At 50.4% G+C, this 17,219-nt stretch carries 15 protein-coding genes and 1 tRNA gene; 8 read left to right on the top strand and 8 right to left on the bottom strand.

What is annotated here, in order from left to right:
• From infA to radC, 3 genes are all read left to right on the top strand, one after another.
• Nucleotides 1–201: a translation initiation factor IF-1 gene (gene infA, locus AMUC_RS06610; RefSeq protein ID WP_031930865.1), complete on the top strand. Its 201-nt coding sequence runs from the start codon at nt 1–3 to the stop codon at nt 199–201.
• 93 nt (nt 202–294) lie between these two features.
• Nucleotides 295–1,785, top strand: a complete 1,491-nt coding sequence (locus AMUC_RS12010; protein ID WP_012420272.1) for a bifunctional ADP-dependent NAD(P)H-hydrate dehydratase/NAD(P)H-hydrate epimerase — start codon at nt 295–297, stop codon at nt 1,783–1,785.
• Nucleotide 1,786: 1 nt separating this feature from the next.
• Nucleotides 1,787–2,527 (top strand): RadC family protein, encoded by a 741-nt coding sequence (radC, locus tag AMUC_RS06595; protein WP_012420271.1) that lies wholly within the window; start codon nt 1,787–1,789, stop codon nt 2,525–2,527.
• Between the two features lie 84 nt (nt 2,528–2,611).
• Here the strand turns inward: radC and AMUC_RS06590 are convergent.
• The 4 genes from AMUC_RS06590 to AMUC_RS12950 all read right to left on the bottom strand — a co-directional run bounded on the left by AMUC_RS06590 (nt 2,612) and on the right by AMUC_RS12950 (nt 5,041).
• Nucleotides 2,612–2,704 (bottom strand) — tRNA-Ser (locus tag AMUC_RS06590).
• A gap of 361 nt (nt 2,705–3,065) precedes the next feature.
• A complete protein-coding gene (locus AMUC_RS06585; RefSeq protein ID WP_012420270.1) occupies nt 3,066–3,881 on the bottom strand; it encodes a hypothetical protein in 816 nt (271 codons plus the stop codon).
• Between the two features lie 47 nt (nt 3,882–3,928).
• Nucleotides 3,929–4,705: a hypothetical protein gene (locus AMUC_RS06580; RefSeq protein ID WP_012420269.1), complete on the bottom strand. Its 777-nt coding sequence runs from the start codon at nt 4,703–4,705 to the stop codon at nt 3,929–3,931.
• 108 nt (nt 4,706–4,813) lie between these two features.
• Complete coding sequence (locus AMUC_RS12950; RefSeq protein ID WP_233420586.1) at nt 4,814–5,041, bottom strand: hypothetical protein; 228 nt, start codon at nt 5,039–5,041, stop codon at nt 4,814–4,816.
• Between AMUC_RS12950 and dnaX the strand changes: the two genes are divergently transcribed.
• The 3 genes from dnaX to AMUC_RS06565 are packed head-to-tail and all read left to right on the top strand — an operon-like array spanning nt 4,961 to nt 8,519.
• Entirely contained in the window at nt 4,961–7,123 is a 2,163-nt protein-coding gene (gene dnaX, locus AMUC_RS12375; RefSeq protein ID WP_233420583.1) for a DNA polymerase III subunit gamma/tau, read from the top strand. The genes AMUC_RS12950 and dnaX overlap by 81 nt on opposite strands.
• 43 nt (nt 7,124–7,166) lie before the next feature.
• A complete protein-coding gene (locus tag AMUC_RS06570; protein WP_233420542.1) occupies nt 7,167–7,466 on the top strand; it encodes a YbaB/EbfC family nucleoid-associated protein in 300 nt (99 codons plus the stop codon).
• Nucleotides 7,467–7,478: 12 nt separating this feature from the next.
• Nucleotides 7,479–8,519 (top strand): endonuclease/exonuclease/phosphatase family protein, encoded by a 1,041-nt coding sequence (locus AMUC_RS06565; protein ID WP_012420266.1) that lies wholly within the window; start codon nt 7,479–7,481, stop codon nt 8,517–8,519.
• A 78-nt stretch (nt 8,520–8,597) separates the two neighbouring features.
• Here AMUC_RS06565 and AMUC_RS06560 read toward each other — a convergent pair whose 3' ends face one another.
• The 3 genes from AMUC_RS06560 to pyrF all read right to left on the bottom strand — a co-directional run bounded on the left by AMUC_RS06560 (nt 8,598) and on the right by pyrF (nt 11,992).
• Nucleotides 8,598–10,289 (bottom strand): putative manganese-dependent inorganic diphosphatase, encoded by a 1,692-nt coding sequence (locus AMUC_RS06560; protein WP_012420265.1) that lies wholly within the window; start codon nt 10,287–10,289, stop codon nt 8,598–8,600.
• Nucleotides 10,290–10,310: 21 nt separating this feature from the next.
• On the bottom strand, nt 10,311–10,949 hold the full coding sequence (locus AMUC_RS06555; RefSeq protein ID WP_157738257.1) for an energy transducer TonB: 639 nt from the start codon (nt 10,947–10,949) through the stop codon (nt 10,311–10,313).
• Between the two features lie 257 nt (nt 10,950–11,206).
• Complete coding sequence (gene pyrF / locus AMUC_RS06550) at nt 11,207–11,992, bottom strand: orotidine-5'-phosphate decarboxylase (RefSeq protein WP_031930856.1); 786 nt, start codon at nt 11,990–11,992, stop codon at nt 11,207–11,209.
• 120 nt (nt 11,993–12,112) lie between these two features.
• Here pyrF and AMUC_RS06545 point away from each other — a divergent pair, with 120 nt between their 5' ends.
• Both AMUC_RS06545 and AMUC_RS12780 read left to right on the top strand, forming a co-directional pair.
• A complete protein-coding gene (locus AMUC_RS06545; RefSeq protein WP_012420262.1) occupies nt 12,113–13,981 on the top strand; it encodes an OPT family oligopeptide transporter in 1,869 nt (622 codons plus the stop codon).
• A gap of 594 nt (nt 13,982–14,575) precedes the next feature.
• Nucleotides 14,576–14,821 carry a PEP-CTERM sorting domain-containing protein gene (locus tag AMUC_RS12780; RefSeq protein ID WP_128804801.1) on the top strand — a complete coding sequence of 82 codons (246 nt, stop codon included), beginning with the start codon at nt 14,576–14,578 and terminating at the stop codon, nt 14,819–14,821.
• Between the two features lie 157 nt (nt 14,822–14,978).
• Here the strand turns inward: AMUC_RS12780 and AMUC_RS06540 are convergent, their stop codons facing one another.
• A complete protein-coding gene (locus AMUC_RS06540; RefSeq protein WP_233420541.1) occupies nt 14,979–17,216 on the bottom strand; it encodes an alpha-N-acetylglucosaminidase in 2,238 nt (745 codons plus the stop codon).
• Nucleotides 17,217–17,219 lie beyond the last annotated feature (3 nt).

The following is a 17,219-nucleotide window of genomic DNA, read 5'->3' as shown; positions in this document are numbered from 1 at the left end:
ATTGAAGTGGAAGGCACCATCTGCGCCGTACTGGCAGGAACCATGTTCAAGGTGCGCCTTCCCAACGGGCACGAAGTGCTGGCCCATATTTCCGGCAAAATGCGCAAACGCTTTATCAAAATCGTGGTAGGGGACAAAGTGCGTATGGAAATGTCTCCTTATGACATGACCAAAGCGCGCATCACGTTCCGCATCGGTTAGCTGCTCCCTGATCCGCTTCTTTTTAAAAACCTTCTCCGGCTTGCAGGAGAAGGTTTTTTAGCTTACAGTAAAGGCTGCCTCTATCAGTATGCCATGAAAGTTTGCTCCACGGAAAATATGCAGATCGCGGAACGCGAGCTCATCGTTAGCGGAACACCAGCCAGAACCCTGATGAAACTGGCCTCTTCCGGTATTGCGGAATCTCTCATGCAGTTCTTCCCCGACCCGGGATTGTGCGTAGCCTATGTGGGCAAAGGGAATAACGGGGGAGATGCTCTCACCGTCCTTAACATACTGAAACAACATGGCTGGGAAATAGGCTTCCGAACCGCTTACCCGCGCAACGAATGGAGCGAACTTTCCGTGCGGCAGTTGGCGGAAATATCTCCTCCCCCTCAGGAATACCAGGCCCCTCCCCTTCCCCGTACGGGAAAACCTATGATCCTGCTGGACGGCCTGCTAGGAATAGGGGCAAAGGGAATGCTCCGCAGGGAAATCTCCGCTCTCTGTGCGGAAATGAACTATATAAGAAACCGTTGCGGGGCTATACGTACCGTGGCTATTGATATCCCCACCGGAGTGGATCCAGATACGGGAATGCCTCAGCAAAATGCAGTGGAAGCAGATTTCACCATGTGCATAGGAGCCGTTAAGCAGGGCCTGCTGGACGATGACGCCACCCTGTTTGCCGGACGCTTAGTCTGCATTGACCTTCCCGGTCTTCACGTACAGGCGCTCCCCGCCACGGAACTTATTACCTCCTCACGGCTTACCAAATTCCTCTCTGCAAGACCCTATACGGATTATAAGAACAAACGCGGGCACATTGGCGTCATAGCTGGCTCTGAAGGAATGCTGGGTGCGGCCCGGCTCTGCTGTGAAGCAGCTCTCCGGGCAGGAGCCGGTCTGGTTACACTGCACGTTCACAAAAACGTCTATCCCTTAATCGCTCCATCCATGCCTCCGGAAATCATGGTCAGACCCGTGGACAGTTACGCAGATATCTCCATTCGCACATTCAGTGCTTTCCTCATTGGCCCAGGTATCGGTTCCGTATCGGAGGAAGATGCGGAAGCCATCCGCCTCATTCTGGAAACAGGTACCCCCACTGTTCTGGATGCGGACGGGCTGAATCTGGCCGCGGCCATGCAGTGGAACTTGGGAGAACACGTTCTGGCTACTCCCCACCATGGAGAAATTCGCAGACTTCTGCCAGATGCAGACAACTATGCCATCCGGGCAGACATTGCCGACTGCTTTCTGGCAGAACATGAAGCCGCCCTGGTTTACAAGGGAGCACGCACCATCGTCACCCAACGGGGAAAACCTCTTTTTTATAACATCACTGGGGATCCCGGCATGGCAACTGCCGGTCAGGGAGACGTGCTGGCAGGTATTTGCGGAGGCTTTATAAGCCAGGGGGAATCCCTGCTGGTTTCCGCCGTTCTGGGCGTCTACCTGTGTGGCCGAGCTTCCGAAATGGCAATCTCCGCCGGAGAAGCCACCCAGCAAACATTGACGGCAGGGGATACGCTGCGACATCTGCCTTCCGCCATTCTTTCTACCGCACGCCTCTGTTATTGAAATGACCTACCGCAAACTTCAGGAACTGCCCTCTCAGTCTCTGCCCAGAGAAAAATTGCTCCGCCAAGGAAGGCACAGCCTCAGCAACGCGGAACTGCTTGCTATCTTTCTCCGAATGGGGATCAAGGGGAAAAATGTGTTGGACATGTCCTCGGATCTGATTCAGTCTGCTGGCTCTCTAGATGCCCTAGCTCATATGGAAGCTGCTGAAATAGCGAACATTTGCAAGGGAATAGGCATGGCTAAAGCCGCTACGCTGAGCGCTGCCTTTGAACTGGGAGCGAGGGCTCTCCGTGAAACTCTGTCACGTCAACCCATTCAAACACCGGAAGATGTCTATGATTATCTGACTACAGCCATGCGCTGGAAGGAAAAGGAGACGGTGCTCGTTCTGCTGCTGGATACCAAGTGCCGCCTCATCAAACCCGTGGAAATATCCAGCGGGACCTTGAACGAATCCATTGCTCATCCACGTGACATATTACGCCCCACTGTCATTCATAACGCCTATGGCTTCATCCTTGCCCACAATCATCCCAGTGGAAATCCAGCCCCCAGCCGTACGGACGACCTCCTGACCGAACGCGTGCGGGAATGCTCCAAATTATTAGGCGTTCGTTTTCTGGATCATGTAATCATTGGTAAACCGACCGAAACAACCAACAAAAATTATTATAGTTACAACCATCCTGGCGGAGACCGCCTTAAAGACCCCGGTCAAGAACGCACCCTCTATCACTGAACAGCCGCCTATCTGAATTCCCGCCTGTTCCCTTCCTATCGAAAATAAGAGCCTCGTCTTCCGACGGGGCTCTTACTGAAAAACTGGCGGAGAGAGTGGGATTCGAACCCACGGTGGGTTTTAAAGCCCACGTTCGATTTCGAGTCGAGTGCCTTAGACCAGCTCAGCCATCTCTCCACTTGGAAACCGGAGGCGGTTGTATCCGGTTTGTCGGATACTGTAAAGAACAGAATCACCGTCCAGCGTCATTCGGATGCCGTTAACGTCTCGGCGAGGCCAACGGGCCGAGCGTTGCTTCCGCCTCAAATCTTTGGGTCTTATTATGAGGAAGCGCACTCTTTTCCGGACCGGGAGGCGGCTGCGGTACACGCTCCCTCTCCTGCGGTTCCATCAACCAAGAACAGGAAGAGACCAGAAGAATAGAAAAAGACACAAACAAAAAGGAGATTGCAAATCGTTTCATCATTTCCTTTTAAAAAGTTGAACCCCATTATGCCGGACGACACAACGGGGTTCAAGGAAAATACGTGGCAAACCTTTATTTGGCGGACTGACGGGGACGCAGGAGTTGTACTCTATCGCCGGGTTGAATACTCATACCAGACGGTACGCTGTCTTTAATAATGTCAGCTACCGTCTGATTTTTCTCCAGGGAAGTTACCTTTAATTTACCAATGCTGCGACCTTCACGGGTAACAAGAAGAACCGTATTTGGATCAATACTACTGCCCTGTCCGGCCCCAATCACAACAAAACCCCACTGCGGATCCACGGATAGAACGGGATACTCTTCCCCATTTTTGGCAAGAGCAGCTCGGTATTCAGCTTGCTCCTTCTGGCGGCTAGCCAGCTCAGAAGCTTGTTCTGCCCGTCTCTTGGAAGCCACTTCCGTAGCACTTTTAATCTGGTCAATATCTTCCTGGAGCTTCTTATTGGAAGCTTCCAAAGATTCCATCTTCTCCTGGATTTCCTGTACGCTGGAAACACCGAAATCTTGCAACTTGCTCTTTAATTCCTCAATCTGTTTATTGATTTTGGACAAGTCCGCATTCAACTGCACTTCTTCTTCCTTCAACTCCGCTTCCTTGGAAAGCTGTTCATCACGCTGCTGCGTCACGGAAGCCTTGTTGGAAATCAGACTAAGATTTTCTTCCGCTGCCAAGCCACGATTCTTAATCATGTCGTTGCGCAAGCTTGTCCAAGTACGTATTTCCTTGTCCAAAGTCTTACGATACGAAATCATTTCTTTAAAATCCTGATACTGGCCATTAATACCGAAAAGGCCGCTAAGACCGGAGAACCAGGCGCCCGCCCCTGCTGCAAGAATCAATAAAACTACTAAGACAGTTTTCATTGTGTATGTATGTGAGAGTGTATGGAGTGTATTGAACCGGAAAAATGCTAGGGACGAACAGATACAACGACGTCTCCGGCTTCAACACGTTCGCCGGCGGTTACCGTACTTGGTAGAATAGTGGCCGTGGAAACACGGGATTCAACAGCGTTTACGTCAAGCTCGGCAATTTTGTTGCCGTCCCTCATGACGGCCAACTTGGAACCGGGCACCACGCCCAGATCGGCGGCTCCTCCGTCAATCACAACTACATTAAAATCATGAATCACCTGGGAAACCCTCGTTTTCAGGTTGGGCGGAGAAAGGCGGGCATCCTGGTCGGCCTTGAGCTGACGAAGAGCGGCATTATTCACAACAAGCTGTTCAGTTTCAGCGACGATGGCATCATGTTTTCCCTGTTCCGCCTGCTTAACCACTTCCAACTGCTTGGACTCTTCTTCCAGCCCCTTGATTCTGTCAGCAATGGCTTGGATACTTTCCATATCCTTACTCTTGGATTGCAATTCCGCCAAAGCGGTTTGCTGCGTTTGAAGGTCAGATTTCTTGGCCTCATTGGCTGAGGCCAATTCCTGATTCTTTACTTCCAGTTCATCCTTCTCCTTGGTTAAAGCATTGATGTCATTCGTCAGAGCCTCATTCTTCACCAGGAAATCGACATATTTCGTCTTTTCTTCCGTAAATTCGCCACGAAGGCCGTTCAGGTTCTTGTAGCGGGAAGCACATTCCCTACGCTCCTTGGTTAGAGCTTCCTCGTTATCAAGATAATACATGGCTCCTCCGAGAAGAGCAATGACCAAGGCTGCTATTGATACTTTGACCCACATAGGAAATTATAGAGATGAGAAGGTTCCTGTTACTTTTGTGAGATTGGCATGAACATTTTCAGATTTCAATATCAAAATGACATCCTCATTGTTTTCTTGATATTTTTTTCAGGCAAGCTCCGTAACGGGAGTGCGCAAGAACCGTTTTATCAACATTTTAAAACAATTACTCTCTATTTTCTTTTCAAACGGGAACTCATCTTCTAGTCTTTCTGAACCGTGAGTTACCAGGTCTTTGCCAGAAAATACCGTCCTCTGACATTCGATGACGTCCTTGGACAGGATCATGTTGTCCGGACGTTGAAAAACGCCATTGAGCACAACCGTCTCGCCCATGCCTATCTCTTTGTAGGTCCCCGTGGAACGGGAAAGACATCAACCGCAAGAATTTTTGCGAAAGCTCTAAACTGCAGCGGTGGGCCCAAAGTGGATTTTGACCCGCATGAAGATATATGTGAAGAAATTGCAGAAGGGCGGAGCCTGGATGTTCTTGAAATAGACGGAGCATCCAACCGCGGCATTGATCACATCCGGGATCTCAGGGACAACGTACGGTTCGCTCCGAGCAGAGGAAATTTCCGTATCGTCTATATAGATGAAGTGCACATGCTCACTAAGGAATCCTTCAACGCCCTGCTCAAAACGCTGGAAGAACCGCCACCTCATGTCAAATTTATTTTCGCAACCACGGAACCCCATAAAATACTGCCAACCATTCTATCGCGATGCCAGCGCTTCGACCTGCGCCCCATCCCTTCTGAAATCATTGCAGAACACCTGCTCCATATCGCTTCTGCAGAGGGAGTAAGTTTGAGCAGGGAAGCAGCCTTTGCTGTCGCCAAAGTGGCGGATGGAGGTATGCGGGATGCACAATCCATGCTGGACCAGCTTGTTTCCTTCTGTGGAGATCATATTGAAGAACAGCAGGTACTCCACATTTTCGGCATTACTTCCCGGGAGACCGTGGCCCATGCTCTGGCGCTTATTTTGAACAAGGAACTTCCCTCTCTCCTGCATCTTCTGCATGAACAGGCGGAAGCAGGAAGAGACATGAGCCAGTTCCTTTCCGAAATTATCTCCGCCGTGCGTGAAATCCTGGTCTCTAAAGTAGATCCAGAAGCCAGCTTTGATTCTCTCCCGGAATCCTCCAAGGAGGAACTCGCCGAATTGGTCAAACGCACCCATACGGACAAAATCCTGCGTTTGGTGGAAGTTCTGGCGGAAACGGAAGATAAAATGCGCTGGTCCACCAATAAAAGGCTTCATCTGGAAATGGGCCTGATTAAAGCCGTTCATACTCTGGCTGAGGCCAGCATCAGCGATATTATCATGGCGTTGGAAGGTGCTCCGCTAGCCACCGCGGCACCGGCCTCTTCTTCAGATCTTGCTTCACAGCAGGAACCAAGTACATTTATTTCCTCCGCCACGGCACCCACTCCGGCCCCCCGGCAAAACATCCAGTCTCCTGTTGCTGCAACAAACCCAACCCCAGCTACGGAAGAACATTTGATGGATCCGATTCCAGATTTTTCTTTGTCTTCCCCTGCTTCATCTCCCGCAGTACAGAAAATTCAGAGCACTGACGCTCAAGCTTCTCCCCATCCTACGCAGGAAGCCGAACCACAACAGGAAACTCTTACACCCGCTGCCCCCCCCACCTCTCTTGCCGTTGCAGAGGAAGAATTTCCCTACTCCGCCACTAAATTGCGGACAAAAACCGTACCTGCCTCCGAAGAAATCACCCGGCATCCAGACTCCGATGCCTCCGATGTGTCGAAATTTCCTACGGATTCTCCAGAGCCTACTTTTATGGATCCAGAGGAAAATCTTCCTCTGGAAAGACGAACTAACAGTTTCTTTGACAATCTATTCGATACTCCAAGCACATCATCCCAAACCCAGGCACCCGTAGAAAAAGAGGAACCGGCAGTTCTGTCCCAACAATCAGGAAGAACAATCACGGAAGAAGACTGGAAAACGGTGTTGGAACAAATGTCCGCCAAATTCCCTCTTCAAGCGGACTTTCTAGCCAACAGCGTTTTTTCCGGTTATGATGGTGTAGCAGTCGCCATTTCTTTTCATCCTTCTGACCGTCAGGGGATGGACAGTCTTGGAACCGGCCCTCTGCGAACAGCTTTGGAAGCTGCTCTTTCCCAATATATTGGAACCTCTGTTACTATTTCTATCCGTCAGGATTTCTCCATTCCCGAACCCGTGCAGGAAGAACTGGCTCCTCTGCCTGCACCACCTCCTTCCGCATCCACCATTCCTGCACCTAAACCTCATACCCCGCAGAAAAAAACCGCAGAGCCTGTCCAGGAAGCTTCCAAAGAGGAAAATGAAGATAACTCTTACTACACGGATCCGCTGATTGATGCTGCTATGGAGATTTTCCGGGCTCGTATCATTTCCCAATAGTCAACTCATCCACCCAGACACAACGACCATGAACATAATGAAAATGATGAAACAGGTCCAGCAAATGCAGGCAGGGCTTGCGGCCGCTCAAGAAAAACTCGCCTCCCAAACCGTTACAACGGAAGGAGCTGGAGGAAAATTGAAAGTTACCGCCACCTGTGACGGCAACCTCACGGAACTGGTCATTGATCCTTCCATCATTGACCCGTCCGATTCAGAATTTCTCCAGGAGCTTCTCCTTCAAACCATCAATGCAGCTATTGCCAAGGGTAAGGAAACAGCCGCGGCGGAAATGAAAAAGCTGACAGGAGGCCTGGATCTCCCTCCAGGCATGGGCTTCTAATCTGTCACCACAGTGCATCGGCTCAGAAGACGCAAACATCTGGCAGAACCTCTGCCAACGCTATCCGGAGTCAACCACTTGGGAATAGCGCTGGGTGGCGTCTCTCTGTGCCTGTGGGTCATCGTCGTCACTATTTTCTGGACCGGTTCAGACACGATGGCTTTTGCAACGTCACTGCCCATATGGGCTTGCTGTCTCATTTTCTCCTTTCCGGCGCTCATTGCATGGCTGGTCTTCGGTTCCCGGATCGGTCTGCTTGGCATTATCGTCTGGGTTGCGTACGGCATCGTCATTACAGACTTTCTCCCGCCCATTGCCAGAACTGGAATGGAATACTACAAAATGCCGCCATCTCCGGATGCCAGGCAAATAAGGGTTCTTACCTTGTACGAGGGCTGCGAGGCCCCCCCTCCCATTGAACAAATATCCAAACTCCGTGCAGATGTCATTTTCGTCCAAGGCTGCAGCAACTATAACCGAACACTCAAATTTGCCTACAGTATTTTCGGTAGAACCTCTTATATCAAGCAAATAGGAAGTTGCGCGATCATTGTAAGGCACGGTCAGATTGGTCCAGCCCAGAGCATCACGGACACAGCCGGTTTGATTGTAGACTGGATACCGGAAAATTCCTCCTTGGCGATTCGGCTCATCAACATCAGTCTGGAACCTTTTGAACATCGCTTCGACCTGTACTCCCCCGCCTGCTGGAAATATTTCCATACACTCCGCTTCATCCACCGTAAACAACTTCAATACCTGTTTGATACCCTGAGGGAAGTAGGAACCCAGCATGGAGAACTTCCCATTATCATGGCCGGGAACTTCAGCGCCGCCCCTCAATCCCCCATTTTCTCCAAACTCAGTTCCGACTTTCAGGATTGCTTCAAACTGAAAGGTGCCGGTTACGGAGCTACGCAACCTGTCAATTTCCCTCTATTACGCCTAGACCGAGTTTTTTGCACGCCGCCGCTCAAACCTGAAAGAGCCAGTACTGTGCTGATACCGGATACTATCCGCCGTTCTATCGTAGCAGACATTGCAATTCCCTGATCTATACCCCTTACAGCACGGCAACGCCGTTCCTCCTCAGGAAAAATCTTGCCTGTAAAAAGCAAAGATTTCCGGCATCTACAACGTCTTTAATGCACGGGAAATAGCAGGAAAAAGCTGTTTCTTTCGGCTTACCACATCAGTAGCGGAAAACAAATTAGGGCCAAGCCGCTCGTACTCGATATTTTCCAGAGCTTCTTCATCCCCGACGGCCAGCAACATGGAATCGTGAGTAACGATATCCGTAACCAAAAGGCAAGCAAGCTTCAGCCCCTCTTTCTCCACCAGCTTCCGAAGTTCCCTCACTAAACCTTCCTGGACATCTTCCAAGCCAAACATACCAATTTCCTCAATCTGGGAAATACTGATCTTATGCCCGTACTCAGTAAAAGTCTTCCTGTCCGCCTGAATAATAACGGAAGGTTCAGTTTTGGAACGCAACAGAGAACCGGTAGCAAAAAACTCCTCTGTAAACTTCTTGGCATCTATTTTGGCAATCCCTGTCAGCCATTCCAACATTTCCCTATCTGCCCGAGCCGCCGTAGGAGATGTCAAATTCAGGGTATCTGAAAGAATCCCCGCGCACAGGCAGACCGCTACAGCCTGGGAGGGTTCCACATTACGATGGTAAAATCTGCGTGCCACCAAGGTGGATGTGGATCCTACGGGTTCATTCAAAAAACGGATTGGATCCCGTGTAGAAAGCTGGGTACCCAAACGGTGGTGATCCATCACCTCCACAATCTCCGCCTCCTCCACCCCCTTGACGGCCTGAGAAAATTCATTGTGATCCACTAAAGCCACACGTGTACGGGGCGGATCCACCAAATCCGTCTTACTCAGTACACCAATTATTTTGTTCGTCTTGATACTCATCACAGGGAACAATGCCTGCTTGCGCTTTACGGCAGCCTGCCTCAACTCGGGCAGCGGCATATTCTCCGGAAAAACGGTGTAATCCTTCTGAACCTGCTCCCTCACCTTCCGGGAACAACGGATCAACTGGCCAACACTGGCCGTATCCCAGGGAGTACTCAAAATACATGTTCCCGTCGTCTGGGCCGTCTCAATAATGTCCAAGGAAGGGAAAGCACCGGACGTGGTCACCAAAGCGCGTACGCCATGTTCCACTGCATATAGCTGCACATTCGGACGGTCCCCACAAATAACAATCAGATCCCGGATAATCCCTTTTCTCCTGTAATTTGCGAGCCTTGTTCGAACGCTGGGTTCACTGGAAGCACCCACCAGCAGAATATTCTGCGTTTCTTCCTCACTTAAGGATTCCCCGGTCAGACATTTTCCGTCAATGGTGGTGGCGATATTGCTCAGGCTGGAAAAGACGGAGCGCACATTCATCTCCGTCATATTCAGAGGCATGAGCAGGCTCAACAAATCAAAATAACGCAATAGGCCATGAAGGTTGTAATCAGCGTCAATAACCGGTATGGTTTGAAGGGAATTTTCCGTCATCCTTCGATACGCCGTCAGGAATGTATCGTCCGGACTTACGCTAATCACATCACGACGACAGATTGTCCCGGCGGTGGGCGTCACGTCATGAATCAGTATCGGCTCCGGCACTCCTGCCTTTTCCAATACCCAGGATGTTCTCAGCGTCATTTCCCCACATCTGGCGGCAACCGCACCAGGTTCGCCATGAGTTCTTAAAAACTCCGCATTCCCTATGGCTGAACAAATAGCATCCGTATCCGGATTCTGGTGGCCGATCACATAAACGGGCCTATTCTCTGTCTTCTCCGGAAGCATCTTTATATTTCCTTGTACAGGTTAATCTATATTCAGCCTGACGGGCACCACCACCTTGGAAGCAATGGGCACACCGTCCTTTTCCGCCGGATAAAAAGTCCAATTCTCTCTCACCCAACGCATAAAAAGGCGGTCCAATTCCGCATTTCCCGTTGACTGAAGAAGATTGACGGATGAAGGTTCCCCATGGGAATTTACTCCAACCACTACTTTCACCACGGCATTCACCTTCCCGACTTTAGAAGAATTGACGGAATTGGGCAAGGACGGAGCATGTTTATAACGCACCTTTTTATCAGGAGAAATATTCTGATCCGGTTCCGGACGCCCCGGCAGGGATACCGCCGGGCGCTTCACAGGCTGCCTTCGCTTTACTTCATTCATGGAAATCCGCATGGCGGCGAGCTCCTCCGGCAAGAGTTCGGAAGGAGCTTCATCCAAAAGAAAATCCTTCATTTCGGAACAATCTTCATTTTCCGGCAGCTTCATCGCCAATAAGTCTTCATCTGACGCAATCTCCGGAACAGGGCTGACTGTGGAAGGAGCTGCAACCGGAACAACAGATGTAGGCTGAACTTCTTCCATCTCCTGAGAAACTTCTTCGGACGGGGACACAAACGTCATTTCCACTTCCCCACCCTGGACGGAGGGAAACCACATATCCTGCAAATGTATGGCTACAAGCACAGCACACAAAGCCACCTGAACACCCACTGTCACTGCCACCGCAATCAACATTGCGGATCTGGAAGTGGAATGGGGAGTGAATTTTACAATTCCAGGCTTTTCATCCATAAAAAACGGGCAGGGAATGGGGATGCACCTGTTCAATATATCAGCCCCTTCCCTTTGACAAGCTCATGCACAGCCATAAGCAGGCCGTTATCATTTTGTTATTTGCAAAAAATACATGAACATCAATAATTCAATGCCTCTCGAATGCGCTGAGCAAATCCGGCGGCCTTCTCAGCAAAACCCAATTCCGGATTCTGGTACATGATTCCTCGAGAGACATTAATCAGGGGAGGCGCCACGTGACCGGAACCACTCAGGCAGGAAAGATCACCGCCTTGAGCACCCAGGCCGGGAATGAGCAAAGGAGCATCCGGAATACGCTCCAGAATACTGGAATCTGCATTGGTCAAACCAACCACCATGCCTACGGAAGTTTTACAGCCTTCCCGGACAGAGCGGAGCACCATGTCTCCCACCAGTTCAAAAACCCTGCGGCCCCCTGCCAGTTCCTGCCGTTCCACATCCGCAGAACCGGGATTGGAAGTAACTGCCAGCAGATAAACACCTTTACCTTCATAATTCAGAAAAGGCTCCAGCGTATCATATCCCATAAAAGGACTCAACGTCACAGCGTCCACACCCAGGCGTTCAAAGTAAGCATGAGCGTAATACTTCTGAGTCTCTCCAATATCTCCACGCTTAGCATCCAGCACCACCGGAACATCCTTAGGCATATCCGGAAGCAAATCCTCAAGTATTTCCAGACCGCGCAACCCCATGGCTTCAAAATAGGCAATATTCGGCTTAAACGCTGCCGCATATGGAGCGGTTTCCTCCACAACCTTCCGCAACAGCGCAGGAATCGCCTCCAAATCATCCATGCCGGGGCGCGGATCCAACCCGACACACAAGGCGGAACCGGTCTCTTTAATGCGGGCGGCAAGTTTATCCGTAAAAGATTGGCTCATGCCGCCCATTAAACCACGGCCGTCACAAGCACGCAAGTCTCAAGCAGAAGGAACGCCGAAAGCAGAGAAAAACAGATACGACTTTTCCACCACTCCCGCAAATGCTATATTATGAACTGTATGGCATCTACGTCCCCCCAATCTTCCAGCCCTCTCCCCTCCTGCTTGGAAAAACCGCTGCCTCTGGATGGATTCCAAGGTACTCCGGATGAAGTAGAACAGCAATGGTACGATCAAGTTTATCTGGGTTCCGGAGACAGAATGAAGCAGCTTACCTGGAGAGCCGTCATCGTAGGCATGCTTCTAGGCTCCATCCTTTCCCTCACTAATCTGTACGCCAACCTCAAAATGGGATGGTCCTTTGGGGTGGCTCTGACGGCAGGAATTATCTCTTTTGCCCTCTGGAACGCCTTTGTGCGCCTGGGCATTTCCAAATCCCCCATGACTATTCTGGAAAATACATGCATGCAGTCCGCTGCCAGTTCTGCAGGCTATTCTACAGGGGGAACCCTCACCTCTGCCGTAGCCGCCCTGCTCCTGCTGACAGGACAGCACATGCCTCTTGGCACTACCTTCGCCTGGATATTTTTCATTGCCGTACTGGGTGTCACCATGGCCATTCCGATGAAACGCCAGATGATCAACATTGAACAAATAAGGTTCCCAGACAGTATTGCTACGGCGGAAACCCTCAAAGTTCTCTATTCTGAAGGCAAAAAGGCGGCGGGACAGGCCAAAGCCCTTCTTTATTCTGCCCTTTTCGCCGCCGCTAATGCCATCGCCATGGCTGCAGGAGGAGAACGATGGCTTGGAACGGTCCAGCAACATATCCTCGGCAACTGGTACCAGCGTACTATCTTCTTCAAATGGGATCTCATGTTCGTGGGTGCGGGAGCTCTGGTAGGCATGAAAACATCCCTCAGCCTCTTCATCGGAGGAACCGTTTGCTGGGCTCTTTACGTTCCGTGGCTGGAAAGCCAGAAATTGCTTCCCGCGGGAGCAGGTTATCGGGAGAGCGTAAGCTGGACCCTGTGGGGAGGAACCGCCTGCATGGTCGTCGCCAGCATTGTGGCTTTCCTATTCCAATGGAAAAGCATTGTTCGTTCCTTTTCTTCCCTGGGTGCCATGTTTTCCCTGAGTAAAAAACGAAAACTGACAGATGTGGAAAAAATAGAAACGCCCATGAGCTGGTTTCTAACAGGCCAGCTTATCTCTCTGGGAGCTCTCGGCTATCTGGCTCATACATCATTTAACGTTCCGTACTGGATGAGCTGCATCGCGGTAGTCATATCCTTTTTCCTGGCGCTGGTCGTCTGCCGAATCACCGGAGAAGCCAATATTACACCCACCGGAGCCATGGGAAAAGTTACACAGCTCATCTTCGGAGGGATTGCACCCGGGCACGTAACAGCCAACCTGATGGCGGCCAATATCACTTCAGGAGCGTCCAGTTCCTCGGCAGACCTGCTCGTAGACCTCAAAGTAGGCTACCTGCTGGGAGCTAACCCCCGCAAACAATTCATCGCCCAGTTTTCCGGAATTTTTCTGGGAACCCTCGTCTCCGTGCTGGCCTTCCGCTCCATGGTTCCGGATGCGAACGCTCTCCAGGCTTTCAATGCTCCGGGAGCCAGAACATGGGCGGCCACAGCGGAAGCACTGGGCATGGGGTTCAGCCATTTGCACAGCATCAAGGTGCTTTCCATCATTGCAGGCGGTATTCTCGGACTCATTCTGGTGCTTATTCCCCGCTATATTCCCCGGACAGGAAAATGGCTCCCCACCCCCATCGGCTTCGGCCTGGCCTGGGCCATCCAGTGGAACGACTCCTTCCTTTTCTTTACAGGAGCTGTGCTCGGCTGGGCTGCGGACCATCTTTTCAAGGCCAAATCACGAGAATATAAAGTCCCCACCGCCTCCGGCATCATTGCAGGCGCAGCCCTCACGGGAATGGCCATTCTGATGTTCAGCATTTACCAGGCAGCCCTCTGAACGAAAAGGCTATATTCAAAAAAAAATCCATCTCTACAAAAGATCCTGTACAGCTCATCTTTTGGAACCGGAGCATAAATCGGGGCAGTACAATAAGAATATCGACAAACGGATTGCGAATCCGAGGTCAATATTTACTTCTAAAAGAGAATAGCTTGTGTAGGCTGACCATTCCGCTTCGGGAAACAGGAGTTTTCTGAGGACGGAATTTTGGCTATGTGCCGGAGTAAAGAAAATCTAGAACCGGTATTTACCATTGGGTCATGATTTTTTTCTCGGATAATACCGATAATGAGATAAAAAAGACTATTACTAATCGTTTTCCATCTAAAATTTTAAATAAATTGAATATTTCTTTATAACATCAATATATTTCATGTTTTTCAAAAAACGATTCTAAATTCGATAGATTTTTTCCCAGTGCATATCAATTGTATCAAGTTATATTTCCAGCCCAAAGATGAAACCCATTATTTCTGTTATCTCCATTTTTTATCGTTGGGAACCGCCCAAGCAGCCACCATATTCTCCACCACGAACACTAACACCGCCAACAACTACTTTGGCTCTGCGACCCAATCGTCTTCTTCCGTTATGTCCGCCGCCACGAATAGAAAGGAAGCAACACTTCCCGAAACCGTCTATTTAAACAGCCTTTCTCTGGACATGCATAGCGGCTGCGGAACCGGCACCTATAAAAACAATATCCTGAACTCTTGGGAGGGCATGTATTTGTCGGCAGTAAACTTCTCCACAAGTAATGAAGTGGTTCCGGAACCGGCAACCGCTACGCTGGGTCTGTTCGGTCTTAGCGCTCTATTGTTACGCCACCGCCGATAAATTTTATCACCATGCCATCTTTCAAGGAAGAAAGGGGGGAAATCCCCCCCTTCTTCCTTTTTTCGGCGAGGGAAACAAACTGATTCCGGAACAAATGGAAAAGCCTGCACGTATAACCGCCTTTTCTCCCATCCCTGCACAACTTCCTGTCCACTTCTCAATCCACCAGTTTTTTCAACACCATTTCTCCTTTGGAAGCGCCCTGAGAAACACCGCTTACTTCTGCCTTCAGGATATAGGAATCAAGGTTGGTTCTGTACTTCTTCAATTCCAGTCTGTAAATATTATCCTTATTTTCCACGCCAGTTCTGCCCTCATGAACATCGGAAGCCACCTCCCTGTTACCCTCGTATAATCTGACAGAATGGATTTTCAAGGCGCTGGGGCCATTCTTCCACTGGAAAGTAGCAGTATATGTGCCAGAAGCAGTCACCTGATCCGTCACATCAAACTGCAACGGAGAACCTTGCTGGAGTTCCCATGGACTGCCCGAGGAATGCTTTTCTTCCGCACTCAGGGCGTCCAACATTTCCCGGTGGGTATTCATCACACGATTAGCAACGGCCAAAGTATCCCCCGCTGGTTTGACAGAATATATTTTCCCATTTCCGGCAAAGGCCAGTTCATCCCGAACCATCTTATCCATAAATGCGGCATGGGCGGCATCACGCGTCTTCTTTCCGGTCAGGACATCCATCTGAAATTCAAAAAAATTCTTCCACCGAGGCAAATAAAAATCGGAAACAAGCCCGGCCCACTGACGATTGGAATAATCATTCAGAGACCGGGGAACCTGATCAATCCACGTAGTGATAAGCATCTTCGCAGACTTGTCCATCAAGGCTTTTTCCTGCCGGGAATCACCCCAATCCAAAGCCCTTTTCTGCCAAGTTCCTAATAGGAACTGGCTATCCGTCGCCAAAAGGGCATCCATATCTGAAATCAGAGACAGGAAACGCTTTACCTGCTTCCTGTACGCAGCCAAATCTCCGGAATCAAAAGCACTCCTGACCTGTTGAAGCTGGTAAAAAGCAGCGTCCGCAAGAGCCTGACGCACAACATCCACCAAATCATAACGAAACGTCTCCTTTTTCACCAAATTCGGCTGATCATTCGCGGCCTTCAGATAACCGCGCGCCGCCTTTACAATATCGCCCAGGTGATAATATCGCTCCCCGCTGGACCATGTGGATGCCTTTCGAACATTCCAGGACGGGCGGGCGCAAATAATAGACTCCGTACACCCTTCCTGAGAACGAACGGGGTTATAGATGGAGAAAGACAGAACTTCCAACGCCTTCACGACAGCCTTTGGTGCGAAACCGTAACGCTGGCGCGCGTACTTTCCAAGCCACTCCCGGACAGAAATATCCTCCCTAGTCCACAAACGGTCGCTGAACAGGGCGTAATGCAGGGGGTTCGTCTCAAGCCCTTCGGACAAAGTTCCCATGCCCACCAGCCCCTTATCCTTATAGCCGGACAACTCACTTCCAAGCCGGGACAGAAGGGGAACCCCCCCGTACATTCCCGTATTGCCTCCAAAGTTCGCCAGTTCGCACCAGACCCACGGAATACCATTAAAAGTCCTTAAATTCTTTCCCCCGTTAGCCATATCCTTGGTAAGCTGCAATACAAGCGCACGCTCCGGATCCAACCCGGACAACAACTCTCGGGTAGGATTTCCACCCCAGGCCTGAATCACCCAGAAAGCCCCCGGAGAAGCCTTTTGCATGGCTTTCTGCACTTCCTGTGCCGCCTGCGTTACGTCAATATCCCCCTTCCGCCCCCCCTCATGAAACAAATCCCCGCCAAACATCTTTCCGGGAATGCCGTATACCTTGCGGAGAGCCTTGTACCAGTCTGCGGCCAGTTTGGGAAAAGCCTCACAAGTGGGATCCACCACCCACGGCCTCCTGAAATTAACCCATTCCCCCTGAGGAATAAGCTTCAATCCGTCTATCCGGACATTTTCCTGAAAGTCAGAAGGAACAAATCCCACATATCCCTGAAGTACAGGTGTCATCCCCAACTGTTCCATACGGGAGACAATGCGCCTTCCCATCTGGGCCATTTTATTTATCTGTTGCTGGCTCAGCGGACCACCGTGGCCTTCCAGATTTCCCATATTCCACCACGCGGCAAATGCCGGATTAGGGATAAAACGAAGAGCTTTTTCCCGGGGATACCCCAAGCCTGTCAGAAAATCTTCCCATGTCTTTTCCAAACCCGCCGTTACCAGCGCATGCGTAAACCCATTCAACGCCAGAAAATCAATCTCCCGCTGCCATCTGTTCCAATCCCAAAAAGCCGCCGTATAAGAAAGGGTGCAGTAATTATAGGCAAAAACGATATTCCACGGGCTTTCTACCGTAACCGGACTGGCGGGAACCGGCAAAGG

The sequence above is a fragment of the Akkermansia muciniphila ATCC BAA-835 genome, assembly GCF_000020225.1.
GTDB lineage: Bacteria > Verrucomicrobiota > Verrucomicrobiia > Verrucomicrobiales > Akkermansiaceae > Akkermansia > Akkermansia muciniphila.
Note: the sequence above shows the minus strand (reverse complement) of the source record. Positions and strands in the feature narration are given on the sequence as shown.

Bases quoted from the DNA above. Each gene is read 5' to 3' on its own strand.
- AMUC_RS12010 (WP_012420272.1), top strand. From the start codon at position 295: ATGAAAGTTTGCTCCACGGAAAATATGCAGATCGCGGAACGCGAGCTC.
- radC (WP_012420271.1), top strand. From the start codon at position 1,787: ATGACCTACCGCAAACTTCAGGAACTGCCCTCTCAGTCTCTGCCCAGA.
- AMUC_RS06585 (WP_012420270.1), bottom strand. From the start codon at position 3,881: ATGAAAACTGTCTTAGTAGTTTTATTGATTCTTGCAGCAGGGGCGGGC.
- AMUC_RS06580 (WP_012420269.1), bottom strand. From the start codon at position 4,705: ATGTGGGTCAAAGTATCAATAGCAGCCTTGGTCATTGCTCTTCTCGGA.
- AMUC_RS12950 (WP_233420586.1), bottom strand. From the start codon at position 5,041: ATGGGCGAGACGGTTGTGCTCAATGGCGTTTTTCAACGTCCGGACAAC.
- AMUC_RS06570 (WP_233420542.1), top strand. From the start codon at position 7,167: ATGATGAAACAGGTCCAGCAAATGCAGGCAGGGCTTGCGGCCGCTCAA.
- AMUC_RS06560 (WP_012420265.1), bottom strand. From the start codon at position 10,289: ATGCTTCCGGAGAAGACAGAGAATAGGCCCGTTTATGTGATCGGCCAC.
- AMUC_RS06555 (WP_157738257.1), bottom strand. From the start codon at position 10,949: ATGTGGTTTCCCTCCGTCCAGGGTGGGGAAGTGGAAATGACGTTTGTG.
- pyrF (WP_031930856.1), bottom strand. From the start codon at position 11,992: ATGAGCCAATCTTTTACGGATAAACTTGCCGCCCGCATTAAAGAGACC.
- AMUC_RS06545 (WP_012420262.1), top strand. From the start codon at position 12,113: ATGGCATCTACGTCCCCCCAATCTTCCAGCCCTCTCCCCTCCTGCTTG.
- AMUC_RS12780 (WP_128804801.1), top strand. From the start codon at position 14,576: ATGTCCGCCGCCACGAATAGAAAGGAAGCAACACTTCCCGAAACCGTC.